We start from the raw sequence: 24,024 nt of genomic DNA, 5'->3' as shown, positions 1-24,024 counted from the left end.
AGCCGCGACGACGGGCTCCGGAGCGGGAGCGACGGCGGCCGGAACGGGGGCCGCCGGCGGCGGGGCGGCCTGGCGGCGCGGCGGCGGCTGCTGTTGATCGCCACCACCGAACAGGCCGGCGAAGAGGCCCATCGAATTGCTGCGCTGGCGAATCACGCCGCCGCGGTCGCTGTCGTCTTCGAAAGTGGCGCTCTCGTCGGCGCGCGAATTGTAGAAGCGCGAGGCGGTGCCGCCGCGCGAGCGCACCATGGCCAGCGCCGTGTCGAACCCGGAGAGAGGACGTCCGTCGGCGGGAATATGCACGGTGCGGCCGTCGGGGAAGAGGCGGGCGAGGTAGTCGCGCGACACTTTCGGCCAGTGGCGGACGGAGCCGGTGTCCATATGGACGAACTGGTTGGCGGACCCCGGATAGAAGCCGACGCCGCCGCGCTGCAGCAGCAGGCCGGCCTCGCGGACGCGGGTCATGGAAGCGCCGGGGATGTAGAAGTCGAGCGCCTGGCCGGTCATGTGGCGCGACTGCTGGGCGACGCCGCGCGAGCGGCGACGCAGCATGGCGTTGGTGCCGGGCGAGCGATAGGCCGAGACGACGTGGATGGGCGACTGGGCTCCTACCGACCGATAGACCTCCCAGATGATGTCGAACAGATGCGGATCCATCCGGATCGGCTCGTCGCGGCGCCAGTCGCGCAGGAACCAGTTCAGCTTGTTCAGCGCGTCCTGGTCGTAGCGGCCGTTGCGCTTGAAGGTGAGGAGAACCTGTTCACCGGTATGCTTGTGCAGCATCGACAACGTGCGCGTATCGCCGTTGGCGACGACGGTCTGGGTCGAATTGCTGATGGTGATGAGAAGTCCAAAGCCGAGGGCGACGGTCGCGGTGGCACGCAGGGTGGTGCGCGAAACCCGGCCAGGCACTGTTCGTAGGGCTGAGGACACTATGACAGGGCTCTATCGTTGAACGAAGGACGGTTCGTGAGTCCTGCGGGACAGGCTCATGGTGAACGTATCATCGTCAGGATCGGTTAAAGAACCCTGAGTGCCGTCAACGGATCGACAACCACGATGCCGCTCACGGATGCGTGACCGGTAGGCAGGAACTGTGGCGAAATCATGCCAGACCACCCCGCCTGCCGTCCCTCTTGGTCAATGAAAACCTAAACGCGACCTCCCGCGAGGGCCGTACGCACCCGCGCATTGTGCCCATAGATGTCGGGAAGCTCAACCAGTTCGCCGCTGGAATCCACCGTCATCGTGAAATAGACGAGATGGATCGGGATGGTTTGACGGAACCGCACCGAGCGCTCGCCGGTGCCGTAGAGGCTGCGCAGCCGCCCGAGGGTCCAGGTCTCGCCCGGCTGCGCGATGCCGAGCAGCAGCGTCGCCAGTTCCTCGGGATTCTGAACCCTGACGCAGCCGTTGGAGAGCGCGCGCGCCGATCGGCTGAAATCCCCGCGCGACGGCGTGTCGTGCAGATAGATGGCGTGGCGGTTGGGGAACATGAACTTCATGCGGCCCAGCGCGTTCGCAGTACCCGGCGGCTGGCGGAACGAGTAGCGCCCGACATTGGCCGAGGCCCAGTCGATGGTGGAAGCGTCGACGACGCGGCCGCCCTGCGTCACCTGGATGCCGCGCCGGGCGAAATAGCCGCCGCCATTGCGGGTGGCCGGCCCGAGCATGGAACGGCGCACGATCGAAATCGGCACATGCCAGGACGGGTTGACGACGATGAAGCTCATCGCATCGGAGAAGATCGGTGTCTGCGTCTCCGCCCGGCCGACGACGGCGCGGGTGCGGTGGATGACCTCGGTCCCCTGCACGACATTGACATGGGCTTCGGTCGAATTGACCCAGATATGGCTGTCGCCGAGCCGGCGCGGCAGCCAGCGCCAGCGCTCCAGATTGGCGATCAGATCACGCTCCCGGAGCGCGTGGCGGCGCGTCGCCTCGGTCGTGGTCATCTCGCGGCGCTCGCCGCGCATCTCGATGAGCTTGGCGCGCAACTGGCGGAAACCGAGATGGGGCGGATTGAAGCCTTCGAGCGCCACAGACACGCTCTCGGCACGCGCCACGGCGTCGAGCGCGCCGGCCGTGTCGATCCGCGGCGGCGCGACGTCGAAATAGCCGGAGAGCCGCTTGGGGTCCGTGCGCCCGCCAGAGGCGTGGGAGGCGTAGAGCGAGACGGCCCGCGCCAGCGCGAGTTCGAGCCTCGCGACGCTCTCGGCGGTCCGCAGACCCGTGGGCAGCTGGATACGGTAGGCGGCGGGATCGAGACCGTCCTCGCCCGCCTGTCCGAGCCGGGTCAGGGCGGCCTGCCCGCGCGGCGAGACGATGCCGTCCCTGACGAACAGCGGGGCATAGCCGCGGCCGGCATAGAACGCGTTGAACTGCTGCTGCAGCGCTCGCTCGCCACCCGGACGCGCCAGGAGAATCCGCAATTGCTGGGCGACGCGCTCGGTCGTGATCGCCGGATCCGGCTGGCCGTCCTCGATCAGGCTCGGCGGGTCATCGGGAAGCGCGGCGAAATCGGCTTCCGTCGGCTGCGGGATTGCCGGCGCCTGCACCGTCTCCGGCGCCTCGTCGTCCGCATTGGGCGCCTCGGCGAGGATCGGCGCGGCGGGGAAGGCGGCGAGCCCGAAATCCCGCGGGGCGAGCGGGGCGACAAGGTCGACCGGCGGACGCGGGATCGCCTGCTCGACCTCCCAGCCGGCAAGCGAGAAGCGCTGTGCCGGATCGGCCTGCGCCACTGCCAGCGATCCCGAGCCGATCAGGGCGCAAGCAAGGAAGGCCGATCGCAGATGCATCGTGGTCCCCTCGAGGGTCGGGCGAATCCGGCACGGACAAACCCGTTTGAAAACGTGTCATTTTTCGATCATGCGGCACAGCGCCGATCAACCCACGATCGCTTCATCGCGGCTGAAATCGGCGCCTGCGAGGATTTGCAGTCACACCTCCTCCGGCACGTCAGCAGGCTCCTCCAGCCCCAGATCCTTGAGTTTGCGGTAGAGGGTCGAGCGGCCGATGCCGAGGCGCCGGGCGACCTGCGACATCTGACCGCGATAATGATCGAGGGCGAACTTGAGCGCCTCGGTCTCGATTTCCTCCATCGGCCGGACATGTCCGGCCGCATCGACCAGCGCGATGGAGGCGCCCGGGACGATCATCGCGGGCTGCGGCGAGAAGGACGGCTGGAGCGCCGGCGAGGCAATCAGCACCGTCGGCGCCAGCGGCACCACCACGTCGTAGCCGTCGACCTGGGCGGCGATCTGCGGGAAATCGGCGATGGAGAGCTCATCGCCGTCGCACAGGACCACGGCGCGGAACACGGCGTTCTCGAGCTGGCGGACATTGCCCGGCCAGGGATAGGCGCTGAGAAGGCCGTAGACCGCCGGCTGGATGCCGCGGATGCGCTTGCCCTCTTCCGCCGCGATGCGGGCAAGGAAATGGCGCGTCAGGTCGGGAATGTCCTCGGCGCGCTCGCGCAGCGGCGGCAGCGTCATCGGGAAGACGCAGAGCCGGTAATAGAGGTCCTCGCGGAACCGGCCGTCCTTCACCGCCTGGATGAGGTCGCGGTTGGTCGCCGAGACGATGCGGATGTCGACCTTGACCGGGCGCTTGGCACCGACCGGGTCGACTTCGCCCTCCTGGATCGCGCGCAGGAGCTTCACCTGCGTCTCCAGCGGCAGCTCGCCCACCTCGTCGAGGAAGAGCGTGCCGCCATGGGCCTCGACGAACTTGCCGGTATGCTTGTCCGTGGCGCCCGTGAAGGCGCCCTTCTCGTGGCCGAACAGGATGCTCTCCACGAGGTTCTGCGGGATGGCGCCGCAATTGACGGCGACGAAGGGCTTGGCGCGTCGCTCGCCCGATCCGGCGATCGCCCGCGCCAGCAGTTCCTTGCCGACGCCGCTCTCGCCCTCGATCATCACCGGGATCATCGAGGCGGATGCCTTGTCGGCCATCTTCAGCAGCGGCTGCATCCGCGGCGAGCGGGTGATGATATCCTTGAAGGTCAGCGTGCCCTCGGCCTTGCGCTTCAGGCGCTGCACCTCGGCGACCAGCGCCTCGGTCTTCAGGGCGTTCTTGATGGATACGGCGAGGCGCTCGGCGCCGACCGGCTTGACGACGAAGTCGGTCGCCCCCGCCCGCATGGCGTTGACGACCGTGTCGATGCCGCCCTGGCTGGTCTGGACGATGACCGGCTTGACGATGCCTTCCTCGCGCATGGCGGCGAGCACGCCCATCCCGTCGCGTTCCGGCATGACGAGGTCGAGGAGGACCAGATCGATCGAATCGCCCTCGGACACGAGGATCTGCAGGCCCTGCTCGCCGTTCTCGCACAGGCGAGGCTCATAGCCGAACCGACGCACCATGGCCTCGACCAGACGGCGCTGAACCGGATCGTCGTCGCAGATGAGGATGGTGGTCACGGCATGCACTCCCGGAATGCGGATGTCTCGATTCGGGAGAGGGTGGTGGGTGCCGCTTAAGGGGCGGTTAACGCGGCTCTAACGGCGTGATCCCGAACGGACCAAACCCGGGGCGGCAAGCTCAGGCGGCCCTCGCCGCCGCCGGAAACGGTGCCAGCGCTGCGGCGAACTGGCGTGCCGCCGCCTCCCAGGTGCGGCTTTCCGCCAGCGCCCGGCAGGCACGGCGGTCGAGGGCCAGCGCCGAGCGGATGGCGACCGCGAGGTCCTCGTCGAGCACGCCGACGGCGGGATCGGTGATGACGTCAAGCGGGCCGGGCACCGGGAAAGCCGCGACCGGCACCCCGCAGGCCAGAGCCTCCTGCATGACGTTGCCGAAGGTGTCGGTGCGGCTGGTGAAGACGAAGACGTCCGCCGCGGCATAGATTGCGGCCAGTTCGTCGCCGGTCTTAACCCCGAGGAAGACCGCTGCGGGAAAGCGACGCTCGAGTTCCGCCCGCTGCGGGCCGTCGCCCACGACCAGCTTCGTCCCTGGCAGGTCGAGCGACAGGAACGCCTCAAGGTTCTTCTCCACCGCGACGCGTCCGACGCTCAGCATGACCGGCCCCGGCAGGCCGAGGCCCGAACCTGCCCGCGGCCGGAACAGGGCGGTGTCGACGCCGCGCGACCACACCGCGAGATTGGCGAAGCCCCAGCCGGCGAGTTCCCGCCGCATCGTCTCGGTCGGCACCATCGTGCGGACCGCGGCCCCGTGGAAATTGCGCAGCCAGGCGTAGGTCAACGCCTCGGGAATCGGCGCCCGGGCCCGCACATATTCGGGGTAGCGGGTGTGATAGCTGGTGGTGAAGGCGAGCCCCCTGGAGAGTGCCCAGCGCCGCGCCGCATGGCCGACGGGACCTTCCGTGGCGATGTGCAGCGCCGCGGGAGCGATCGCATCGAGCCGGGCGGCGATGGCCGTCCCGGCGCCGAGGGCGAGGCGGATGTCGGGATAGGTCGGCATCGGCCAGGTCGGCAGCCCCTCGGGCGTCACGAACCGGGCATCGATGCCGAGCCCGGCCAGCGCCGCGGCGGTCTCCTTGAGTGAGCGCACGACACCGTTGACTTGCGGTGTCCAGGCATCGGTGGCGATCGCCAGGCGCATCGCAGCCTCCCGATCAGGCATTCACCCGCGAACGCCCCGGCATCGCGATCGGCAGGTCGACCTCGTGCATGTCGGCATCGACGAGCCCGGGAGCTGCGACCAGCTCGGTCCAGCGCATGATCTCGAACCTGCCGTCATAGCCCTCCACCAGGGCGGTGCAGCTCTCGACCCAGTCGCCGCAATTCATGTAGCGGATACCGAGCTGGTCGTTGATGGACGCGTGGTGGATGTGCCCGCAGATGACGCCGTCGACCTTCTGGCGCCGCGCTTCGGTCGCCAGCGCCTCTTCGAAGGCGCCGATGAAGTTGACCGCTTTCTTCACCTTGAACTTCGCCCAGGCCGACAGCGACCAGTAGGTCAGGCCCAGCCGGCGTCGCACGAAATTGAGCCAGCGGTTGCAGTAGAGCGCCGCGTCGTAAGCCCAGTCTCCGAGATTGGCGAGCCAGCGCGCGTGCATGACCACCACGTCGAAGGCGTCGCCGTGGATGACGAGGAAGCGCTTGCCGTCCGCCGCCTCGTGCACGACCTGGTCCATCACCTCGATGCCGCCGAAATGCGTACCGAAATAGTCGCGCATGAATTCGTCGTGGTTTCCCGGCAGGTAGTAGATCTGGCTGCCCTTGCGCACGACCCGCAGAAGCTTCTGCACGACGTCGTTGTGCGCCTGCGGCCAGTACCAGCCGCGCTTGAGCTGCCATCCGTCGACGATGTCGCCGACGAGATAGATGACGTCGGCGTCATTGTGCCGGAGGAAGTCGATCAGGAGGGCCGCCTGCGCACCCCGGGCGCCGAGATGGACATCCGAGATGAATATTGCCCTGTGCCGCTTCTGCACCATCGTCCGGCTCCCGGCCGCTTTTGCTTCGACGCGGGCAGCAACATCAGATTCGCCTTGCGCTTTTGTGACAGGCGCGGCGAAGCGACGCTCGGTCCTGTCGTCCAACTGTCGCCCAGCCTTGCTACGGCTTGCCGGATGAGGGGTCCGCTCCCGATTTCAGGGCGCACCCGCACGTGTTGACGGGGGCGCCAGATGGCTGGAGATCTCGACCGGGAAACGATGGAGCGCGCCTATGCGCGCTGGGCGCCGATCTATGACGCCGTCTGCGGGCCCGTCTTCGAGAAGGGCCGCCGTGCCGCCACCGCGGCGGTGAAGCAGACCGGCAACCGCATCCTCGAAGTCGGCGTCGGCACCGGCCTGTCTTTCCAGGACTACGATGCCCGCCACGAGATCTACGGGATCGACCTGTCGGAGCCGATGATCGCCAAGGCGCGCGAGCGCATGGCCACCGGTGCCTTTCCGCAGGTCAGGGACGTCAGCGTCATGGACGCCCACGATCTCGCCTTTCCCGACGCGATGTTCGACGGCGTCGTCGCGCAATTCGTCATCACCCTGGTCGAGCGGCCCGAGCGCGTGCTCGACGAATGCGCCCGCGTCCTGAAGCCTGGCGGCGAGATCATCCTGGTCAATCACCTCTACTCGGAGCGCGGCCTCGCCGCCGCCATCGAGCGCTGGTTCGCCAAGCACGCCCATACCTTCGGCCTGAGGCCGGAATTCCCCTTCCAGCGCCTGCAGGCCTGGGCCGAGGCCCATGGCGGCGTCGAGGTCGCCGAGCGTCGCCGGGTCGCCCCGCTGGGCGTCTACACGCTGGTCCGCTTCCGCAAGCGCGCCGCGGGAGAGCAGGACATGCCGCGGATGGCGGCTGCCGGCTGAACCGTCGGCAGGCGTTGCACAGCGGCAACGGCGGCCCCCTCTCGGTCCCTCTGGGCCACGCGCGCCGTTGATCGGTCGAAGCCTTTTGCCCATACCAGCCCCCTGGGATCGACCGTCAGGAGGCTTCCATGCGCCGTTCAGTCAACGATGCCGGCTCGAAGAGTGCGGCTGCGCGCGAGAAGCGCGTCGAGGCTCTCGGCGCCCTCCCCGAATGGGACCTGACGGCCCTCTATGCCGGCATGGACGCGCCGGCCGTCGCCGACGACCTCTACCGTGCCGAAACCGAGGCCCTCGCCTTCGAGGCGGCCTATGAGGGCCGGCTGGAGGAGATCGCCCGCAGCGCCAGCGCCGCCGCCGGCCTCACCGAGGCGGTGACCCGCTTCGAGGCGCTGGAAGACCTCCTCGGCCGCCTCGCCTCCTATGCCGGCCTCGTCTATGCCGGCGACACCACCGACCCGGTGCGGGCGAAGTTCTATGGCGACATCCAGGAGAAGATCACCGCGACCTCGTCGCATCTCCTGTTCTTCACCCTCGAGCTGAACCGCATCGAGGATGGACTGATCGATCAGGCGGTGATGCTGCCCCCGCTCGCCCGCTACCGTCCCTGGCTGGAGGACATCCGCAAGGACAAGCCCTTCCAGCTCGACGACCGCATCGAGAAGCTCTTCCACGAGAAGAACATGACCGGGCGCGCTGCCTGGAACCGCCTGTTCGACGAGACCATGGCGAGCCTGCGCTTCACCATCGACGGCGAGGAACTGCCGCTGGAGCCGGCGTTGAACCTGCTGCAGGACACGGCAGAGGACAACCGCCGCAAGGCCTCCGACGCGCTGGCCGCGACCTTCGGCGAGAACCTGCGCACCTTCGCCCTGATCACCAATACGCTGGCCAAGGACAAGGAAATCTCCGACCGCTGGCGCGGTTTCGAGGACGTGGCGGATTCACGTCACCTCGCCAACAGGGTCGAGCGCGAAGTGGTCGACGCGCTGGTCGCCGCCGTGCGCGAGGCCTATCCGGCCCTCTCCCACCGCTACTACAAGCTGAAGGCCCGCTGGTTCGGCAAGGAGACGCTGCCGCACTGGGACCGCAACGCGCCGCTGCCGCAGGTCGAACAGCGCACCATCGCCTGGACCGAGGCGCGCGACACGGTGCTCTCGGCCTATGCGGGCTTCTCGCCGGATCTGTCCAACATCGCCAGCCGCTTCTTCGACGAGGGCTGGATCGACGCGCCGGTCCGCCCCGGCAAGGCGCCTGGCGCCTTCGCCCACCCGACCGTGCCCTCCGCCCATCCCTTCGTGCTGCTCAACTACCAGGGCAAGCCGCGCGACGTGATGATCCTCGCCCACGAGCTCGGCCACGGCGTCCACCAGGTGCTCGCCGCCCCCAACGGCGCGCTGATGGCGCCGACACCGCTCACCCTCGCCGAGACAGCGTCGGTCTTCGGCGAGATGCTGACCTTCAAGGCGATCCTGAAGGCCACCACCGACCCCGTCCAGAAGAAGGCGCTCATCGCCTCCAAGGTCGAGGACATGATCAACACGGTGATCCGCCAGATCGCCTTCTATTCCTTCGAGCGGCAGATCCACTCGCAGCGCCGTAACGGTGAACTGACCGCCGACGACATTTCCGCCGCCTGGATGAGCGTCCAGGCCGAGAGCCTCGGCCCCGCCATCGAACTGAAGCCGGGCTACGAGACCTTCTGGGCCTATATCCCGCACTTCATCCATTCGCCCTTCTACGTCTACGCCTATGCCTTCGGCGACTGCCTGGTGAACTCGCTCTATGCGGTCTACGAGAAGGCCGATTCCGGCTTTGCGGCGCGCTATCTCGCCATGCTCTCGGCCGGCGGTACCAAGCACCACGCCGAACTCCTGGCGCCCTTCGGGCTCGATGCCCGCGACCCGGCCTTCTGGCAGGGCGGTCTCGGCGTCATTGCCCGCCTGATCGACGAGCTGGAGGCGATGGAAGAATGATGTCCCTCCAGATCGCCGTCGTCACCCGCTTCGACAAGGAGAGCTGGGCGAGGAAGGCCTGACCCGCTGGATCCGCGACAACTGGCCGGCCTGAACGCCCGCCCCTCGAAACCCGGCCCCACCCGCACTATGTCCTGCTCTCGACCCTGATCCCCGGGAGCCCGCATGCCGCCGCGCGACGACGAAGCCAATCGCCTGACCGGACGCCTGTCGCGCTATGCCCGCGTCGGCACCAACGTGGCGGGTGCGGCCGCCTCGATCGCCGCGGCCCGCCTGTTCGGCACCGGCCTCGACCGCGAGAAGAACGCCGCCGACCTGAGCCGCGCACTCGGTGGCCTGAAGGGGCCGATCATGAAGGTCGCCCAGCTCCTCGCCACCATCCCCGAGGTCCTGCCGCCCGAATATGCCGAGGAGTTGCAGAAGCTGCAGTCGGACGCGCCGCCCATGGGCCCGGCCTTCGTCAAGCGCCGCATGATGGCCGAACTCGGGCCCGACTGGGAGAAGCGCTTCGCCGCCTTCGACAAGATCCCCGCTGCCGCCGCCTCCCTCGGCCAGGTCCACCGCGCCACCGCCCATGACGGCATGGCCCTCGCCTGCAAGCTGCAGTACCCGGACATGCAGTCGGCGGTGGAGGCCGATCTGTCCCAGCTCGAGATTCTCTTCGCCATCCAGCGGCGTATGGACAGTGCCATCGACACCCGCGAGATCATCAAGGAGATCGGCGAGCGGGTCCGCGAGGAACTCGACTACCGCCGCGAGGCCAAGAACGCCGCGCTCTATCAGGAGGTCCTCTCGGACGAGCCGCTGGTGCGTGTGCCGACCATCCGGCATGAGCTCTCCACCGGCCGCCTCCTGACGCTGTCCTGGCTCGACGGCACGAAGATGCTGTCCCATGTCGATCAGACGCTCGCCATCCGCAACCGGCTCGCCACCGCCATGTTCCGCGCCTGGTGGCATCCCTTCGCCGCCATCGGCGTCATCCACGGCGACCCGCATCTCGGCAATTACACCGTCTTCGAAGAGGACGGCGAACCCGGCGGCATCAACCTCCTGGACTACGGCTGCGTGCGCATCTTCCCGCCGCGCTTCATCGGCGCCGTCATCGACCTCTACAAGGGCCTCGAGGAGAACGACGAGGCGCGCGTCGTCCATGCCTACGAGACCTGGGGCTTCAAGAACCTCAACCGGGATCTCATCGATATCCTGAACCTGTGGGCGCGCTTCATCTACGGGCCGCTGCTCGACGACCGCGTCCGCTCCATCGCCGACGGCGTCTCCCCCGGCCAGTACGGCCGGCGCGAGGCCTTCACCGTCCACAAGGCGCTGAAGGAGAAGGGCCCCGTCACCATCCCGCAGGAATTCGTGCTGATGGACCGCGCCGCCATCGGCCTCGGCGGCGTCTTCCTGCACCTCAAGGCGGAACTGAATTTCTACCGCATGTTCAACGAGGAGATCGACCGCTTCAGCCTCGCCGCGGTCACCCAACGCCAGCAGGCCGCCCTCGGCGCCGCCGGCCTTCTCGCCGCCTGAGGAGCCGGCGCGGTGGCGGTCTACGTGGACGACGCGATCTGGCCATGGCAGGGGCTGAAATGGTGCCATCTCCTCGCCGACAGCGAGGAGGAACTGCACCGTTTCGCCCGCGAGATCGGCGTCCACCGCCTGATCTACCAGGGCCCGCCGAAGACCAGCGCACCGCATTACGACCTCACCGGATTCGAGCGCCGCCGCGCCATCGCCCGCGGCGCCGTCGCCTGCAACCGCCACGAAATCGTCGTCGTCTTCCGCCGCGTGCGCCTGCCGCGTCCCCAGGCCGCGCGCGCCGCCTGACGGCATCGCCTTGACAGGCGCGCCGCTTCCCCCGAAACCGGGACCTCCCGATCCGGAGAGCTGCTTGTCGAAGCCCCCGCTGAAGATTCTGCTGTGTTCGCCGCGCGGCTTCTGCGCTGGCGTGGTGCGCGCCATCGACGCCGTCGAGCAGGCGCTGAAGCTCTATGGCCCGCCGGTCTATGTGCGCCACGAGATCGTCCACAACCGCTTCGTGGTCGACGGCCTGAAGGCCAAGGGTGCCGTCTTCGTCGAGGAACTGGACGAGATCCCGGATACCGCGGCTCCCGTCATCTTCTCGGCCCACGGCGTGCCGAAATCGGTGCCGGCCGCCGCCCAGGAGCGCAATTTCCTCGCCATCGACGCCACCTGCCCGCTGGTCACCAAGGTGCATCGCGAGGCGGAAATCCATCACCGCCGCGGCCGCGAGGTGGTGCTCGTCGGCCATGCCCGCCATCCCGAAGTGGTCGGCACCATGGGCCAGTTGCCGCCGGGTGCGGTGACGCTGATCGAGACGCTGGAGGATGCCCGCGCCTTCACCCCGCGCGACGACCAAGCGCTCGCCTTTGTCACCCAGACCACCCTGTCGGTGGACGATACCCGCGAGATCGTCGACTGCCTGCGCCAGCGCTTTCCCGCCATCGTCGGCCCGCACAAGGAAGACATCTGCTATGCGACCACCAACCGCCAGGAGGCGGTGAAGCGGGTCGCGCCGATGGTCGAAGCGATGATCGTCGTCGGCGCGCCGAACTCGTCCAATTCCCAGCGCCTGCGCGAAGTGGCCGAACGCGAGGGCTGCGCCGTCTCCGACCTCGTCCAGCGCGCCGCCGATATCGACTGGACCCGCTTCGGCGCCATCGCCTCCCTCGGCATCACCGCCGGCGCCTCGGCTCCGGAAGTGTTGGTCGAGGAGATCATCGAGGCCTTCGCCGCGCGCTACACGGTGTCGGTCGAGACCGTCTCCACCGCCGACGAGAGCGTCTTCTTCCCCCTGCCCCGCCAGCTGCGCCCCGAAGCGGCGGCCTGAACCATGGGACGCGCTGCCAAACTCATGGCAGCGGCGCGGTCCGGCAGCAGCCTGTCATTCCGGGATTTCGAGGCGCTTCTCGCCGCCTGCGGCTTCCGGCTCCGCGCCACGAGTGGTAGCCACCGGCTCTGGAAACACGAGGGGAGCGGCGTCAAGCTGTCGGTCCAGTCCGACGGCAAGGACGTGAAGCGGTACCAAATCCGCCAGTTTCTGGCTATTGTCGATACCCACGACCTCACGTTGGACGAGCGATGACCGCGCCCCGATACCATATCAATTTGTCATGGTCGGAGGCCGACCAGTGCTGGACCGCGGACGTTCCGGACCTGCCTTACTGCTCGGCCCATGGCGCCACGCCGGAGGACGCAGCCCGTTCCATCCAGGTCGCCATCGCGCAATGGCTGCAGATTGCGATGGAAGACGGTGACGCCATCCCACCGCCGCGCTACAAGCCGGGCTCTTCCAGCAGAGCCGCCTGAAAGCCCTTCCCATGGCCGTCTATACCGATGTCACCGCCGAGGAGCTCTCGGCCCATCTCGCGCGCTACGACATCGGGGAGCTCCTGTCCTTCAAGGGCATCGCCGAGGGCGTCGAGAACACCAACTTCCTGCTCCACACCACCGCCGGCAGCTTCATCCTGACGCTCTATGAAAAGCGCGTCGATCCCGCCGACCTGCCCTTCTTCATCGGTCTGATGGAGCACCTCGCGGCGCGCGGCCTCACCTGCCCGCAGCCGGTGCGGATGAAGGACGGCGCCACCCTCGGCGAGCTCGCAGGCCGCCCCGCCGCCATCGTCACCTTTCTCGACGGCATGTGGATACGCCGCCCGCAGGTCCACCACTGCGCCGCCGTCGGCCGGGCCCTCGCCCAGTTGCACCTCGCCGGACAGGGCTTCGCCATCACGCGCGTCAACGCCCTCTCCGTGCCGGGCTGGCGACCGCTCTATGACAGGGCCAGCGACCGCGCCGACACCGTGGCGCCGGATCTCGCCGCGACCATCGCCGCCGAGCTCGACCATTGCGAGCGGACCTGGCCGACGGCCCTGCCGACCGGCGTCATCCACGCCGACCTGTTCAACGACAACGTCTTCTTCCTCAACAACGAGCTGTCGGGGCTGATCGACTTCTACTTCGCCTGCAACGACATCCTCGCCTACGACCTCGCCATCTGCCTCAACGCCTGGTGTTTCTCGGCCGATTTCGAGTTCGATTTCGCCAAGGGCTCCGCCATGATCGCCGCCTATCAGGCTGTCAGGCCGTTGAGCGAGGCCGAAAAGGCGGCATTGCCGCTCCTGGCGCGCGGCTCGGCACTGCGCTTCCTGCTCACCCGGCTGGTGGACTGGCTCAACGTGCCGGCGGGCGCCGTGGTGACGCCGAAGGACCCGATCGAATATCTGAAGAAGCTGCGCTTCCATCAGAAGGTCGCCTCTCCCACCGAATATGGCCTCGCATGACGACCCAGCCCGCAACCACCCCGGCCCGCAACGTCGAGATCTTCACCGAGGGTGCCTGTTCGGGAAATCCGGGGCCCGGCGGCTGGGGCGCCATCCTGCGCTACGGCGACACCCTGAAGGAATTGAAGGGCGGTGAGGCCGTCACCACCAACAACCGTATGGAACTGATGGCGGCCATCAGCGCCCTGGAGGCGTTGAAACGCCCCTCCGAGGTCGATCTCCACACCGACAGCCAGTACGTGAAGAACGGCATCATGACCTGGATCCACGGCTGGAAGCGCAACGGCTGGAAGACCGCCGACAGGAAGCCGGTGAAGAATGCCGAGCTCTGGCAGCGGCTCGACGACGTCGCCGACCTGCACCGGATCACCTGGCACTGGGTGAAGGGCCATGCCGGCCATCCCGAGAACGAGCGGGCCGACGAACTCGCCCGCGAGGGCATGGCCCCCTTCAAGCCGGGCAGGGCCTGATCACGCCTGCGTGAGAATCGGCAAGCCTTTTGCGACGTCTTCCTGCAGCCGGGCGATCAGTCCCGGATTGATACAGGAGACGACCATGAACAGGCCGCCTTTCTCTGCCGCGAGCCTCGCAGATTTCGATCTCGATCCCGCGCCGATCCGCCCCGAATGGGTGCTCGAGGGCCATCCCGCCGCACGCTGCCGCCACTGGTCGGATTCGTCCGACGGCACCACCTCCGCCATGGTCTGGGACTGCACGGCCGGCACCTTCCGCTGGTATTTCGGTGGCGATGAGATCGTCCACATCATCGAGGGTGAAGTGATCGTCGCCGGCGACGGCGTCCCCGAACGGACCCTGCGTCCGGGCGATGCCGCGCTGTTCCGCGCCGGGACCTGGGCGACCTGGCACGTGCCCCGTTATGTGCGCAAACATGCCATCTGCCGCGACAGCCTGCCGACCGCTGTCACCTTGCCGCTGCGCGCCGTCCGCAAGGCCGGCCGCCTCATCGAGCGCCTGCGCCAGCGCCTGCCGGCCCGTGCGCCGACCTATGCCATGCGCGCCGGCGTTCCCCTCGTCGGCATCGGCCTCCTCGGCGCCATCGGCGTTTTCGGCTTCTGAAACGAAAAAGCCGCCCCAGGCCTTCCGGCCCGGGGCGGCGTTGGATCACGAAGGCGGGCCGGCTACCCGGCTGCGCCGATCAGAGCTGCTTGATCAGAGCGTCGGCGCCCGACAGGTCGGCCTTGCCCGGGCCGTCCTCGATATTCAGCGCGGTCACGACACCGTCCTTGACGATCATCGAATAGCGCTTGGTGCGGATGCCCATGCCGAAGGCGCCCATATCGGCGTCGAGGCCGACGGCCTTGGCGAATTCGGCGCTGCCGTCAGCAAGAATGCCGACCTTGTCCACGGCACCCGTCGCCTTCTGCCATGCGTCGAGCACGAAGACGTCGTTAGTCGAGGTGACGAAGATGCCGTCCACGCCCTTGGCCTTGATCGCCTCGGCATGGGCGACGAAGCCCGGCAGATGGTTCTTGTGGCAGGTGGGCGTGAAGGCGCCCGGCACCGCGAAGAGGACGATCGTCTTGCCGGCGAAGATCTCCGCCGTCGTCCGGGCGGCGGGCCCGTCCGCGGCCATGGTGCGGAAGGTTGCTTCCGGCAGCTTGTCGCCGACCTGGATCGTCATGGGGAAACTCCTGAAGGATAGCGCGTGTGAACCCCGCGGCACGTCGCCGCGCGGGGGAAAGCCCCCAACATCTAGTGCCTTGCCCGGCAGGCGTCGAGGGGTCCGCTGCAAGCCTTGTCTTCGCTGCAAGCCTTGTCTTCGCCGCAAGCCTTAGCGCGGCGTCAGCCGGGCTTCCAGCGCGCGCGCGCCGGAGACCAGCGTGAAGGTCAGTTCATGCCCCAGCGGGTCGGTGCCCCGCGGAGCGCCGTCCATCACCAGCCGGAAGCGCCGCTCGGTGCCGACCGATCCGGTCGGCTCGGGGAGCGGCAGGACCCAGCGGCTCTCGGGTCCCTCGACGAAGAGGTCGACGGCGGCGTCCGCATCGACCAGGGCGCGCAGCAGCAGCACCGGATGGTCGCCGCTGCGGTCGACGCCGTCGAGGGCGAGCGCCAGCCCTTCGGCATGGGTCTTCGGCACCCGCGCCACGAAGCCGGCGAGGGCGGCGGCGACGGCGGGGTCGGCGGGTCCCTTCACCAGTGCCAGCGTCGCGGTGGCCTTGGCCGGGATGCAGATCTGGTCACAGACCGCATAATCGAGCTTCAGGGCGAGGCGGACCGGACGGGATGGATCACGCGGCCGCACGCGCAGCGGAAAGATGACCGAGGTCTTGTAGCCGATGGAAAAGCCGTTGCCGTCGGGAAAGCGCAAGGGCGCAGGCCAGTCCAGTGCGACATCGGCGACATTGTCGGAGCCCGACCAGTCGAAGGCCGGCGGCACGCCGGAATCGCCGGGCGTCCGCCAGTATGTCTTGGTGCCGGGATCGAGCGTGATCTCGACGCCGGCACGATGGACCTCTTGGTCGAAGCCGCCGCGCACGAGCCGCACCGCCGACTTGGTATCCCGCGACCAGGGCGATGTCGAAGGACTTGCGGACATCGAACGGCTGGCCGAGGCCGGTGCGGCGGCGCCGACGAGGGCGAGCGCGGAGATGAGGGCTCGGCGATCCATCATCCCCCGCCTGTAGCTGGCGGAACCGGATTTGGCCATTGACGTTCCGTTGAAGATGCATCGTCGACAGGACTGGTGACGCCCCGACGGGTGGCAATTTTCACCGTTCCGGGTTAGCGTGGCGCATGGCAGCAAACCCACGACGCGGAGGGCGCGACAGCGTCCGCGGCTATCTCGACGGTCAGATGCTCATCGCGATGCCCACCATGCGCGACGAGCGGTTTTCGCGCACTGTGATCTACATGTGTGCCCATTCCTCCGACGGGGCCATGGGCATCGTGGTCAACCAGAGCGCCACCAATCTCGCCTTCTCCGACCTGCTGGTGCAGCTCGACATCATCCCCGAGGCACAGAAGATCATGCTGCCCGAGCGGGTCGATGCGATTCGCGTGCTGCGCGGCGGGCCGGTCGAAACCGGACGCGGCTTCGTCCTCCACTCCTCCGATTTCTACATCGAGAACTCGACGCTGCCGATCGACGAGGGCATCTGCCTGACGGCGACGCTCGACATCCTGAAGGCGCTGGCCACCGGCGACGGCCCCTCCAGCGCCATCCTGGCGCTCGGCTATGCCGGCTGGGGCGCCGGCCAACTGGAGAACGAGATCCAGTCGAACGGCTGGCTGCATTGCCCTGCCGACCCCGATCTCATCTTTGGTCCCGACGTCGAGACCAAATATGATCGCGCCATGCGCAAGATCGGCATCGATCCGGCCATGCTGTCGAGCGACGCCGGCCACGCCTGACACAATCCATTTCAGGCCCCACCGCGGGTCGTCACGCCACGGTCGCAGCATCGCGCCATCCCGGTGCCGCGCCCTCTCGCGCCGGTAGCGCGAAACGGTCTAGGATCGCTTTCAGGGAGACGACGACTCAGATGCGACGCCAGCGCCGGACCAAGATTCTCGCGACCCTCGGACCTTCCTCCTCAAGCCGGGAGCAGATCGCCGCCCTGTTCACGGCGGGAGCCGACGTCTTCCGCATCAACATGAGCCATACGTCGCACGACAAGCTCCGGGAGTTCGTCGAGACGATCCGCTCCATCGAGCACGAACAGCAGCGCCCGATCGGCATTCTCGCCGACCTTCAGGGCCCCAAGCTGCGCGTCGGCGCCTTCAAGGACGGGCCGGTCATGCTGGCGAAGGACGCCGCCTTCACGCTGGATTCCGACAAGAAGGCCGGCGACGTGACGCGCGTCCATCTGCCCCATCCGGAAATCCTCAGCGCGCTGGAGCCCGGCCACCGCCTCATCCTCGACGACGGCAAGGTGACGCTCACCGCGGTGAAATGCTCGCCGACACGCGCCGAATGCCGCGTCGTCGTCGGCGGCAAGCTCTCCGACCGCAAGGGCGTCAGCCTCCCCGACACCGACCTTCCCGTTTCCGCCCTCACCGACAAGGACCGCTCCGACCTCGACGCCGCGCTGAACGCCGGCGTCGACTGGATCGCCGTATCCTTCGTCCAGCGCCCCGAGGACGTCGCCGAGGTGAAGAAGGTGGCGCGCGGCCGCGCCGCCGTCATGGCCAAGATCGAGAAGCCGCAGGCCGTCGCCCGCCTCGCCGAGATCATGGACATCGCCGATGCGCTGATGGTCGCCCGCGGCGATCTCGGCGTCGAGATGCCGATGGCCAAGGTGCCGGGCATCCAGAAGCAGATCACCCGTCAGGCCCGCCGGACCGGCAAGCCGGTCGTCGTCGCAACCCAGATGCTGGAGAGCATGATCACCGCCCCGGTGCCGACCCGCGCCGAGGTCTCCGACGTCGCCACTGCCGTCTTCGAGGGCGCCGACGCCATCATGCTCTCCGCCGAGAGCGCCGCCGGCCAATATCCGGTGGAAGCGGTGGCGATGATGAACCGCATCGCCGAGGAGGTGGAGGCCGACCCGACCTATCGTGCCGTCATCCAGGGCCAGCGGGCCGAGCCCGAGGCCACCGGCGCCGACGCCATCGCCCTCGCCGCCCGCGACATCGCCGAGACGCTCGACCTCTCCGCCATCGTCTGCTGGACCATGTCGGGCTCGACGGCCCTGCGCGTCGCCCGCGAGCGCCCGAAGCCGATCACCATCGCCCTGACGCCGAAGATCGCCACCGCCCGCCGGCTGGCCCTGCTCTGGGGCGTCCACTGCGTCGTCACGCAGGACGCGCGCGACCTCGACGACATGGTCAGCCGCGCCTGCCGCTTCGCCTTCCAGGACGGCTTCGCCAAGCCCGGCCAGCGCATCATCGTGGTGGCCGGCGTGCCGCTCGGCACCCCCGGCGCCACCAACATGCTGCGCATCGCCTTCGTCGGTTCGGAAGTGGTGGAGATCTAGCCCGCCGAGGGCGACCGCGCGGTCATGCGGACGGAGCACTGACCTGCGCAATCGGGCGCGTCTCGCCTCGTCCCTGCTGCAGCGCCCGGATCTCTGCCGTCACCAGTGCCGGATCGGCGTGGTGCGGCCCGTGCCCGACATCCGGCAGCACGATCAGCTTGGTCTGCGGCACGTCGCGCGCCATGCCGAGCGAATGGAGATGCGTCCAGACGACGCCGTCCTTGTCGCCCGATATCACCGTCACCGGGCAGGCGATCGCGCCGTAGCGCTGCGACTGGTCGCGCACCTGATCGAGCAGCCCGGCGACGTCCTGCGCATTGGCCATGAACTGCGCCGGCCTGAGCACCAGCGGGATGCCGGCGCTCGCGGCATAATCCGTGTCGATGGACTGCGGGCTGAACACGCCGGCGATACTCCTCCCCATCCAGGCCTCGCCGACCGGCAGCGCGAGGGTCCAGGAGAACAGCGGCCCGAGCAGCCGGCTCGCCGCGACGCGATAGTACCAGTGCACGCCCCCGGGCCAGGGATGGGTCGCCGGGGCGATGAGCACGAGACCGGCAACCCGCGAGGCGTGGTCGAGAGCGAGCCGGCAGGCGAGCGCCCCGGCCCAGGAATGGGCGACGATGACCACCTTGGTGATGCCGAGGGCGTCGAGCGCATCGATCACCGCACCGGCCTGATGGTCGAGACGGGCGGCGGCGCGGCCAGCGTGCCGCTCTGAAAAGCCATGGCCCGGCCGGTCGACCAGCACGGTGCGGCCGAGACCGGCGAGCCCCGCGCCGAGCGCCGGGCGCCAGGCGAGTGCCGATCCGGAGGCGCCGTGCAGGAAGAGCGCCGGCACAGCGCCCTCCCCGGCGTCGATCAGGTGCAGCCTTCCCGCCCGCGTCGGCACGAAACGGCCCTCCGGCGCGAAGGCACGGGAGATGGCGCGGGCGCGCAACGCCGTCCAGCCCGCCAGGGCGGCGGGAACGGAAGCGGCGGCAATGAGGGGTTCGACGAGACCGACCATGATGAGGTTACGTCGGCGCGGCTGCAGCGGATCGGCGGCGCAAGGCCTGCTCCGACCTCAGAGTTCGACGCCGTCGACCGTCGGCTGCAGGCGCTTGATGATCTGCGGCACCCGCTCGATATGCGGATTGATCTCCAGCGCACGCTTGAAGGCGGTGAGTGCCGATTTATCCTCACCGAGCTGCTGCAGCATCATGCCGAGTCCGACCATGGCGCCGAAATGGCGCGGTTCGAGGCGCAGCACATGTTCGATGTCGGTGATGGCGCGGCCGAGTTCGCGGCGGGAGAAATACAGCGTCGCCCGACGGCTCCAGGCTTCCACCGTCTCCGGATAAAGGTCGATGACCGAATCGAGCAGCGAGAGGGCGAGGTCGGCCTGCCTCTGCTGCATGGCCTGCTGGGCCCGGGCCATGAGGAGGTCGGCGGTATCGGACCCGGTCTGCGCGATGACCATGCCGATCTGTGCCTCGATGGCGCGAGCCTGCCGCGCGCCCTCGGCCTCGCGCAGGCGACCATAAAGTTCGTCCAGCCGGCGTGCCCGCTCCGAGGCGAAGGAGGGCGGGAGCACGTTGGCGGCCGGGGCGGTCTCGGGAGAGGGTGCCGCGGCCGGTGGCACCGGCCCGGTGACCTGCGCCAGTGCAGGCGAGGCCGAGGCCAGGATCAGACAAAGAAAAACCGCCGCGCGAGTCATGCCACAAACGTGGTCCATGAAACGGCGACGGTCAATGTCGGGATGATGACGTCGGCGTGAGCGTCGGCCGTCCCGCAGCGTCGGTACCCGCGTGGGAACCGACGATCAGCCCTGACGCGCCTTGAAGCGCTTCTGGGTCTTGTTGATGATGTAGACGCGGCCCTTACGGCGCACGATCTGGTTGTCGCGATGGCGACCGCGCAGCGACTTCAGCGAATTGCGGACCTTCATGGCGGCGATCCTTGGATGGGACGAGCACCGGGATCGGAGGACCCGACGGGCGGTGCGTCGAAGAAGATGAGGCGCGGGCTATACGGCCCCGGCATCGCAGTGTCAAGGTTGCACCGCCGCCGTCGAGACGCCATCTCACCAGTGACCCGGCGTGCGGCGGACCATGCCCGCCGCGCCCGCCCCCGTCCATTCCCCGGCATGCAGCAAGAGGAGGCCCCCGCCATGAGCGTCGCCTTCACCAAGGAAAACGACCGCGACGGCACCGAGGCCAATCTCCAGGACCGGCCGATCTCGCCCCATCCGAACCTCGTGACGGCGGAGGGCCACGCCATGCTCGAGGCCGCGCTGGAAGTGGCGCGCGCTGCGGTCCACGAGGCGCGCGCTGCCGGCGAGGACGGCACCGGGCTCGCCCTCGCCCGCGCCGCCCGCGACTTTCGCTATTTTTCCGCCCGTCAGGCCGATGCCGAAATCGTCCCGCCGCCGCCCGCCGACGGCCGCGTGCATTTCGGCAGCCGCGTCACCTTCGACCGCGACGACGGTCGCCGCCAGACCTTCCGCATCGTCGGTGAGGACGAGGCCGAACCGGCGAAGGGAACGATCTCCTACGTGTCTCCGGTGGCCCGCGCCCTGGTGGGCAAGGTGGTCGGCGACGTCGCGGTGGTCGCCGGCGGCGAGGTGGAGATCATCGCGATCGGGTGACGACTGCCGAGGTTTCCAGGGACAGAGCCTGGCTCGCCGACCCCAGAAACAGCACGACGCGGTAGTCCCCCTCTCCGCGCAGCGGGGAGGGTAAGGGTGGGGCATGGCCCGGACTTGCTCCGCCGTCCTGCCTCGCCAAGATATCGTCATGCGCCAGGGTCTGTCCGTGCGGGATCGCTCGCGGGACCTGCGCCGGTCGTCCCCGGCGCCGGAGCGTCACCTCTGGGCTATCCTCCGTCGGTACAACCGCATGGGCTGTCACTTTCGCCGCCAGGTGCCCCTCGGGGCCTACTATGTCGACTTCGCCTGGCTGTCCATGATGCTGGTGGTCGAGATCGACGGCGACGGCCATCTGACCGCGACGGCACAGGCTGGCGACCAGCGGCGGGACCGGTGGCTGGCCGCAAACGGCTTCACCGTGCTCCGGTTCTGGAACAGCGAGGTCGTCGCCAGCCCCGTCGATGTCGCAGGGCGCATTCTGGAAACCGCCAACGTCCTGCGGCTGCGGCAGGGCCTGCCGCCCCTCGATATCTTGACCTGAAAACCGGGAAACAGCCCCTCGCCGGTGGTTGTTGTCGGCCGCGGACGAACCGGATTTCGCAGGTCACGGCCGAAAGAGCCCCACCCGCACCCTCCCCTCTCACTGCCGTTCGAGGAGAGGGGGACTTTGGCCGACAGTCCGGTTGTCATCCGTCCACCAGGCACAACTGTCATGATCAGGCCACGTTCCCTGGATTGAGCCTGGCTCAGCCGCTCCGGGAACAGCGCGACGCGGTAGTCCCCCTCTCCGCGCAGCGGGGAGGGTAAGGGTGGGGCCTTCAAGCTGCGGTCGCTGGATCGAGTCTGGCCCACCCGCTCCGGAAACAGCACGACGCGGTAGTCCCCCTCTCCGCGCAGCGGGCAGGGTAAGGGTGGGGCTGCCGGCCCAACCATCAAAACGCGTCGTCACCGGATGGGTCGACTGAACAGGTCGCAAGAAAATGAACCCCACCCGCGCCCTCCCCTGTCACTGCCGTTCGAGGAGAGGCGGACTTTGGCCGACAGCCCGGTTGTCATCGGTCCACCAGGCACGAATGTCAAAGGCAGCCCGCGGAGCCGGTGGCCTGCTCCAACCCTCAAGCCCTGATCGAGGCCAGTGCCGCGCGACCGCCGGTCGGCGAGGACAGGCTCACCGTCAGCGCGCCGTCGACCTGCGCCGCAGCGCCCTGCGGCACCACCACGGTCGCGCCGTCGGCGGTGAGGCTCCAGTCCCCCTCAAGCGCCAGGAGGACGTGAACCGGAGCGGCCGGCACAGGGTCCTCGGCGCCGCGGCCACGACGGATCATGACGTCGCCGCTGGCCAGCCCGTCCCCCGTCAACAGGTTGAAGGCGGTGGCGGGCAGGTCCTCGCGCAGCCGGCAGAACGGCGCGGGCGCACCGGCGAACCGCGTCGGCTGGTCGCGCGGCAGCGTGCGGGTGCCCTCCCCGGCGAAATCGAGATGAACGCCCGGACCCTCGACGATGGTGAAGGTCCGCGTCACCCCGGCGTAGTCGGAGAAGGGGCCGTCCTTCTGGATCGCCGCCGTGCCGACCCGCCAGGCGACCTCGCCGTCGTCGGCGAGGCTGACGGCGATGTCGGTAGCGGTGCCGCCGCCGTTCTTCCACGGGACTGCCTGGAAGGTGGCGGGATCGATCAGGCGGATCATGCGGTCACTGCGCCGTATAGGTAATGCCGCTGATCGGCGAGACGATCTGGTTGTAGATCTCGCCGCAGCGGGCACCGCAACGCTTCACGAAGGCGGGCAGCACCACCTTGGTCAGCGCCTCGCGCAGCTGCACGACGTCCGCCGGCGTGGCGCGGGTGATGGTCATCGGCCGGTTGGTGACGACATGGCCGATCTTGCAGCCCGCCGCATTGCCGGCATTGCACTGGATGCCGTCCTCGGTGAGCTCGGCGCCGAGCGTCCACTGGGCTTCCTCGACCTCGTTCATGGTGGTCTGCAGGAAGTCGCGCACGGCCGGGTCGAGCCGGTTCCACCAGGCGAGGTTCACCGCATAGGCGGCGACGCCCCACTGGATCGGCAGGGTGTAGAGATGGCGCGTCACCTCGTACCAGCGGGCGCCGTTGCCGGTGGCCGTGCCGGTGACGGCGCAATCGACGACGCCGCGCTCCAGCGCGCCATAGACCTCGGGGAAGCCGATGGCGACCGGCTGGCCGCCGACGGACTGGATGAAGTCGTTCTGCGAACCGCCGGGGGTGCGCACGCGCCGGCCCTTCAGATCGGCGAGGCTGGTGATCGGATCGCGGCAGAACAGCACCTGGCCGGGGAAGGGATAGAAGGCGACGATCTTGATGCCGACGCGCTCCAGCTCCTTGTTGAGGGTGGGCAGCATCGCATGGGCGATGCGGCGACCCTGCTCATGCGACGGGTTCTGGCCGGACATGTCGATGATGTCGAGCAGCGGCACGTCGCCGGCCACCGTCGGCAGGGCGAGGCCGGCGAGGTCGATCTGGCCCGAGCGCAGCACGCGGATGAGGTCGGGACCCGAGAGGTTGCGCTCCGGCCAGCTCGCCAGCGTCACGCGGATGCGGCCGCCGGAGCGCTGCGGCAAGGCCTCGCGCAGCATCGGGATGTCGACGCGGGTATACTGCGGGATCGAGGGCGAGAGCTGCGTCACCATCTGGATCGAGACCGGCGGACCCGGCGGCAGGGTGGGCGCCTGCGCCAGGGCGGGCGAGGTCACAAGGCCGAACGAGAGGACGGCCGCAACGCGTGCGAGAATGGTGGACATGAGGATCTCCGGACACAAGCCGGACGACAGGTTATGTGGTCGCGGCACAAACGCAACGGCGAAACCACGAACGTCGGCACGCGCTTCGCGCATGACGAGCGGCAGGATCGAGAACAACGCGTCCTCCTTCTGGTCGGCT

The 24,024-nt window shown here is 68.5% G+C and carries 26 protein-coding genes; 14 read left to right on the top strand and 12 right to left on the bottom strand.

Annotated elements, in window-relative coordinates:
• The 5 genes from Q8O26_RS12685 to Q8O26_RS12665 form a co-directional block, all read right to left on the bottom strand.
• On the bottom strand, positions 1-912 hold a 912-nt coding region (locus Q8O26_RS12685), incomplete at its 3' end, for a DUF882 domain-containing protein (RefSeq protein WP_305576115.1).
• A 239-nt stretch (positions 913-1,151) separates the two neighbouring features.
• On the bottom strand, positions 1,152-2,798 hold the full coding sequence (locus tag Q8O26_RS12680; RefSeq protein WP_305576113.1) for a murein L,D-transpeptidase: 1,647 nt from the start codon (positions 2,796-2,798) through the stop codon (positions 1,152-1,154).
• A gap of 141 nt (positions 2,799-2,939) precedes the next feature.
• Positions 2,940-4,364 carry a sigma-54-dependent transcriptional regulator gene (locus tag Q8O26_RS12675; RefSeq protein WP_371134555.1) on the bottom strand — a complete coding sequence of 475 codons (1,425 nt, stop codon included), beginning with the start codon at positions 4,362-4,364 and terminating at the stop codon, positions 2,940-2,942.
• A gap of 178 nt (positions 4,365-4,542) precedes the next feature.
• Positions 4,543-5,559, bottom strand: a complete 1,017-nt coding sequence (locus Q8O26_RS12670) for a glycosyltransferase family 1 protein (RefSeq protein ID WP_305576109.1) — start codon at positions 5,557-5,559, stop codon at positions 4,543-4,545.
• A 13-nt stretch (positions 5,560-5,572) separates the two neighbouring features.
• Positions 5,573-6,397: a UDP-2,3-diacylglucosamine diphosphatase gene (locus Q8O26_RS12665; protein WP_305576107.1), complete on the bottom strand. Its 825-nt coding sequence runs from the start codon at positions 6,395-6,397 to the stop codon at positions 5,573-5,575.
• A 192-nt stretch (positions 6,398-6,589) separates the two neighbouring features.
• Between Q8O26_RS12665 and Q8O26_RS12660 the strand changes: the two genes are divergently transcribed.
• The 10 genes from Q8O26_RS12660 to Q8O26_RS12615 all read left to right on the top strand — a co-directional run bounded on the left by Q8O26_RS12660 (position 6,590) and on the right by Q8O26_RS12615 (position 14,624).
• Positions 6,590-7,270 (top strand): class I SAM-dependent methyltransferase, encoded by a 681-nt coding sequence (locus Q8O26_RS12660; protein WP_305576105.1) that lies wholly within the window; start codon positions 6,590-6,592, stop codon positions 7,268-7,270.
• A gap of 128 nt (positions 7,271-7,398) precedes the next feature.
• A complete protein-coding gene (locus tag Q8O26_RS12655) occupies positions 7,399-9,243 on the top strand; it encodes a M3 family oligoendopeptidase (RefSeq protein ID WP_371134553.1) in 1,845 nt (614 codons plus the stop codon).
• Between the two features lie 165 nt (positions 9,244-9,408).
• Complete coding sequence (locus Q8O26_RS12650) at positions 9,409-10,773, top strand: AarF/ABC1/UbiB kinase family protein (RefSeq protein ID WP_305576103.1); 1,365 nt, start codon at positions 9,409-9,411, stop codon at positions 10,771-10,773.
• A gap of 12 nt (positions 10,774-10,785) precedes the next feature.
• Complete coding sequence (locus Q8O26_RS12645) at positions 10,786-11,070, top strand: DUF4031 domain-containing protein (protein ID WP_305576101.1); 285 nt, start codon at positions 10,786-10,788, stop codon at positions 11,068-11,070.
• A gap of 64 nt (positions 11,071-11,134) precedes the next feature.
• On the top strand, positions 11,135-12,094 hold the full coding sequence (gene ispH / locus Q8O26_RS12640; protein ID WP_305576099.1) for a 4-hydroxy-3-methylbut-2-enyl diphosphate reductase: 960 nt from the start codon (positions 11,135-11,137) through the stop codon (positions 12,092-12,094).
• 3 nt (positions 12,095-12,097) lie between these two features.
• Positions 12,098-12,349, top strand: a complete 252-nt coding sequence (locus Q8O26_RS12635) for a type II toxin-antitoxin system HicA family toxin (protein ID WP_305576097.1) — start codon at positions 12,098-12,100, stop codon at positions 12,347-12,349.
• Positions 12,346-12,573, top strand: a complete 228-nt coding sequence (locus Q8O26_RS12630) for a type II toxin-antitoxin system HicB family antitoxin (RefSeq protein WP_296579108.1) — start codon at positions 12,346-12,348, stop codon at positions 12,571-12,573. Before Q8O26_RS12635 ends, Q8O26_RS12630 begins: the two co-directional genes overlap by 4 nt.
• Positions 12,574-12,584: 11 nt before the next feature.
• Positions 12,585-13,547 (top strand): homoserine kinase, encoded by a 963-nt coding sequence (locus Q8O26_RS12625; protein ID WP_305576095.1) that lies wholly within the window; start codon positions 12,585-12,587, stop codon positions 13,545-13,547.
• Complete coding sequence (rnhA, locus tag Q8O26_RS12620; protein WP_305576093.1) at positions 13,544-14,017, top strand: ribonuclease HI; 474 nt, start codon at positions 13,544-13,546, stop codon at positions 14,015-14,017. The genes Q8O26_RS12625 and rnhA overlap by 4 nt, the downstream gene beginning before the upstream one ends.
• Positions 14,018-14,102: 85 nt before the next feature.
• The gene (locus Q8O26_RS12615; protein ID WP_305576091.1) at positions 14,103-14,624 is read left to right on the top strand and encodes a cupin domain-containing protein; all 522 of its coding nucleotides are present in this window, start codon (positions 14,103-14,105) and stop codon (positions 14,622-14,624) included.
• Between the two features lie 79 nt (positions 14,625-14,703).
• Here Q8O26_RS12615 and Q8O26_RS12610 read toward each other — a convergent pair whose 3' ends face one another.
• Both Q8O26_RS12610 and Q8O26_RS12605 read right to left on the bottom strand, forming a co-directional pair.
• Positions 14,704-15,189, bottom strand: a complete 486-nt coding sequence (locus Q8O26_RS12610) for a peroxiredoxin (RefSeq protein WP_305576089.1) — start codon at positions 15,187-15,189, stop codon at positions 14,704-14,706.
• A 150-nt stretch (positions 15,190-15,339) separates the two neighbouring features.
• A complete protein-coding gene (locus Q8O26_RS12605; RefSeq protein ID WP_305576087.1) occupies positions 15,340-16,176 on the bottom strand; it encodes a protein-disulfide reductase DsbD domain-containing protein in 837 nt (278 codons plus the stop codon).
• Positions 16,177-16,301: 125 nt separating this feature from the next.
• Here Q8O26_RS12605 and Q8O26_RS12600 point away from each other — a divergent pair, with 125 nt between their 5' ends.
• Together Q8O26_RS12600 and pyk are read left to right on the top strand one after the other, a co-directional pair.
• Positions 16,302-16,919: a YqgE/AlgH family protein gene (locus Q8O26_RS12600; RefSeq protein ID WP_305576085.1), complete on the top strand. Its 618-nt coding sequence runs from the start codon at positions 16,302-16,304 to the stop codon at positions 16,917-16,919.
• A 131-nt stretch (positions 16,920-17,050) separates the two neighbouring features.
• The gene (gene pyk, locus Q8O26_RS12595) at positions 17,051-18,484 is read left to right on the top strand and encodes a pyruvate kinase (protein WP_305576084.1); all 1,434 of its coding nucleotides are present in this window, start codon (positions 17,051-17,053) and stop codon (positions 18,482-18,484) included.
• Between the two features lie 22 nt (positions 18,485-18,506).
• Here pyk and Q8O26_RS12590 read toward each other — a convergent pair whose 3' ends face one another.
• The 3 genes from Q8O26_RS12590 to ykgO form a co-directional block, all read right to left on the bottom strand.
• The gene (locus tag Q8O26_RS12590) at positions 18,507-19,493 is read right to left on the bottom strand and encodes an alpha/beta fold hydrolase (RefSeq protein WP_305576082.1); all 987 of its coding nucleotides are present in this window, start codon (positions 19,491-19,493) and stop codon (positions 18,507-18,509) included.
• 57 nt (positions 19,494-19,550) lie between these two features.
• The gene (locus Q8O26_RS12585) at positions 19,551-20,183 is read right to left on the bottom strand and encodes a tetratricopeptide repeat protein (protein WP_305576080.1); all 633 of its coding nucleotides are present in this window, start codon (positions 20,181-20,183) and stop codon (positions 19,551-19,553) included.
• Between the two features lie 105 nt (positions 20,184-20,288).
• The gene (ykgO, locus tag Q8O26_RS12580) at positions 20,289-20,414 is read right to left on the bottom strand and encodes a type B 50S ribosomal protein L36 (RefSeq protein WP_293419845.1); all 126 of its coding nucleotides are present in this window, start codon (positions 20,412-20,414) and stop codon (positions 20,289-20,291) included.
• Positions 20,415-20,636: 222 nt separating this feature from the next.
• Between ykgO and greA the strand changes: the two genes are divergently transcribed.
• Both greA and Q8O26_RS12570 read left to right on the top strand, forming a co-directional pair.
• Positions 20,637-21,113 carry a transcription elongation factor GreA gene (gene greA / locus Q8O26_RS12575; RefSeq protein WP_305576076.1) on the top strand — a complete coding sequence of 159 codons (477 nt, stop codon included), beginning with the start codon at positions 20,637-20,639 and terminating at the stop codon, positions 21,111-21,113.
• Between the two features lie 148 nt (positions 21,114-21,261).
• Positions 21,262-21,654 (top strand): endonuclease domain-containing protein, encoded by a 393-nt coding sequence (locus tag Q8O26_RS12570; protein ID WP_305576074.1) that lies wholly within the window; start codon positions 21,262-21,264, stop codon positions 21,652-21,654.
• 574 nt (positions 21,655-22,228) lie between these two features.
• Here the strand turns inward: Q8O26_RS12570 and Q8O26_RS12565 are convergent.
• Together Q8O26_RS12565 and Q8O26_RS12560 are read right to left on the bottom strand one after the other, a co-directional pair.
• Positions 22,229-22,798 carry a HutD family protein gene (locus Q8O26_RS12565; RefSeq protein ID WP_305576072.1) on the bottom strand — a complete coding sequence of 190 codons (570 nt, stop codon included), beginning with the start codon at positions 22,796-22,798 and terminating at the stop codon, positions 22,229-22,231.
• Positions 22,799-22,802: 4 nt separating this feature from the next.
• The gene (locus Q8O26_RS12560) at positions 22,803-23,885 is read right to left on the bottom strand and encodes a TRAP transporter substrate-binding protein (RefSeq protein ID WP_305576070.1); all 1,083 of its coding nucleotides are present in this window, start codon (positions 23,883-23,885) and stop codon (positions 22,803-22,805) included.
• Positions 23,886-24,024 lie beyond the last annotated feature (139 nt).

It is taken from the genome of Phreatobacter sp., assembly GCF_030691135.1.
GTDB lineage: Bacteria > Pseudomonadota > Alphaproteobacteria > Rhizobiales > Phreatobacteraceae > Phreatobacter.
The sequence above is the reverse complement of the archived record's forward strand: the minus strand, read 5'-3'. Positions and strand labels throughout refer to the sequence as shown.

Bases quoted from the DNA above. Each gene is read 5' to 3' on its own strand.
- Q8O26_RS12680 (WP_305576113.1), bottom strand. From the start codon at position 2,798: ATGCATCTGCGATCGGCCTTCCTTGCTTGCGCCCTGATCGGCTCGGGA.
- Q8O26_RS12675 (WP_371134555.1), bottom strand. From the start codon at position 4,364: ATGGTGCGTCGGTTCGGCTATGAGCCTCGCCTGTGCGAGAACGGCGAG.
- Q8O26_RS12670 (WP_305576109.1), bottom strand. From the start codon at position 5,559: ATGCGCCTGGCGATCGCCACCGATGCCTGGACACCGCAAGTCAACGGT.
- Q8O26_RS12665 (WP_305576107.1), bottom strand. From the start codon at position 6,397: ATGGTGCAGAAGCGGCACAGGGCAATATTCATCTCGGATGTCCATCTC.
- Q8O26_RS12660 (WP_305576105.1), top strand. From the start codon at position 6,590: ATGGCTGGAGATCTCGACCGGGAAACGATGGAGCGCGCCTATGCGCGC.
- Q8O26_RS12655 (WP_371134553.1), top strand. From the start codon at position 7,399: ATGCGCCGTTCAGTCAACGATGCCGGCTCGAAGAGTGCGGCTGCGCGC.
- Q8O26_RS12650 (WP_305576103.1), top strand. From the start codon at position 9,409: ATGCCGCCGCGCGACGACGAAGCCAATCGCCTGACCGGACGCCTGTCG.
- Q8O26_RS12635 (WP_305576097.1), top strand. From the start codon at position 12,098: ATGGGACGCGCTGCCAAACTCATGGCAGCGGCGCGGTCCGGCAGCAGC.
- Q8O26_RS12630 (WP_296579108.1), top strand. From the start codon at position 12,346: ATGACCGCGCCCCGATACCATATCAATTTGTCATGGTCGGAGGCCGAC.
- Q8O26_RS12625 (WP_305576095.1), top strand. From the start codon at position 12,585: ATGGCCGTCTATACCGATGTCACCGCCGAGGAGCTCTCGGCCCATCTC.
- rnhA (WP_305576093.1), top strand. From the start codon at position 13,544: ATGACGACCCAGCCCGCAACCACCCCGGCCCGCAACGTCGAGATCTTC.
- Q8O26_RS12615 (WP_305576091.1), top strand. From the start codon at position 14,103: ATGAACAGGCCGCCTTTCTCTGCCGCGAGCCTCGCAGATTTCGATCTC.
- Q8O26_RS12610 (WP_305576089.1), bottom strand. From the start codon at position 15,189: ATGACGATCCAGGTCGGCGACAAGCTGCCGGAAGCAACCTTCCGCACC.
- Q8O26_RS12605 (WP_305576087.1), bottom strand. From the start codon at position 16,176: ATGGATCGCCGAGCCCTCATCTCCGCGCTCGCCCTCGTCGGCGCCGCC.
- Q8O26_RS12600 (WP_305576085.1), top strand. From the start codon at position 16,302: ATGGCAGCAAACCCACGACGCGGAGGGCGCGACAGCGTCCGCGGCTAT.
- pyk (WP_305576084.1), top strand. From the start codon at position 17,051: ATGCGACGCCAGCGCCGGACCAAGATTCTCGCGACCCTCGGACCTTCC.
- Q8O26_RS12590 (WP_305576082.1), bottom strand. From the start codon at position 19,493: ATGGTCGGTCTCGTCGAACCCCTCATTGCCGCCGCTTCCGTTCCCGCC.
- Q8O26_RS12585 (WP_305576080.1), bottom strand. From the start codon at position 20,183: ATGACTCGCGCGGCGGTTTTTCTTTGTCTGATCCTGGCCTCGGCCTCG.
- ykgO (WP_293419845.1), bottom strand. From the start codon at position 20,414: ATGAAGGTCCGCAATTCGCTGAAGTCGCTGCGCGGTCGCCATCGCGAC.
- greA (WP_305576076.1), top strand. From the start codon at position 20,637: ATGAGCGTCGCCTTCACCAAGGAAAACGACCGCGACGGCACCGAGGCC.
- Q8O26_RS12570 (WP_305576074.1), top strand. From the start codon at position 21,262: ATGCGCCAGGGTCTGTCCGTGCGGGATCGCTCGCGGGACCTGCGCCGG.
- Q8O26_RS12565 (WP_305576072.1), bottom strand. From the start codon at position 22,798: ATGATCCGCCTGATCGATCCCGCCACCTTCCAGGCAGTCCCGTGGAAG.
- Q8O26_RS12560 (WP_305576070.1), bottom strand. From the start codon at position 23,885: ATGTCCACCATTCTCGCACGCGTTGCGGCCGTCCTCTCGTTCGGCCTT.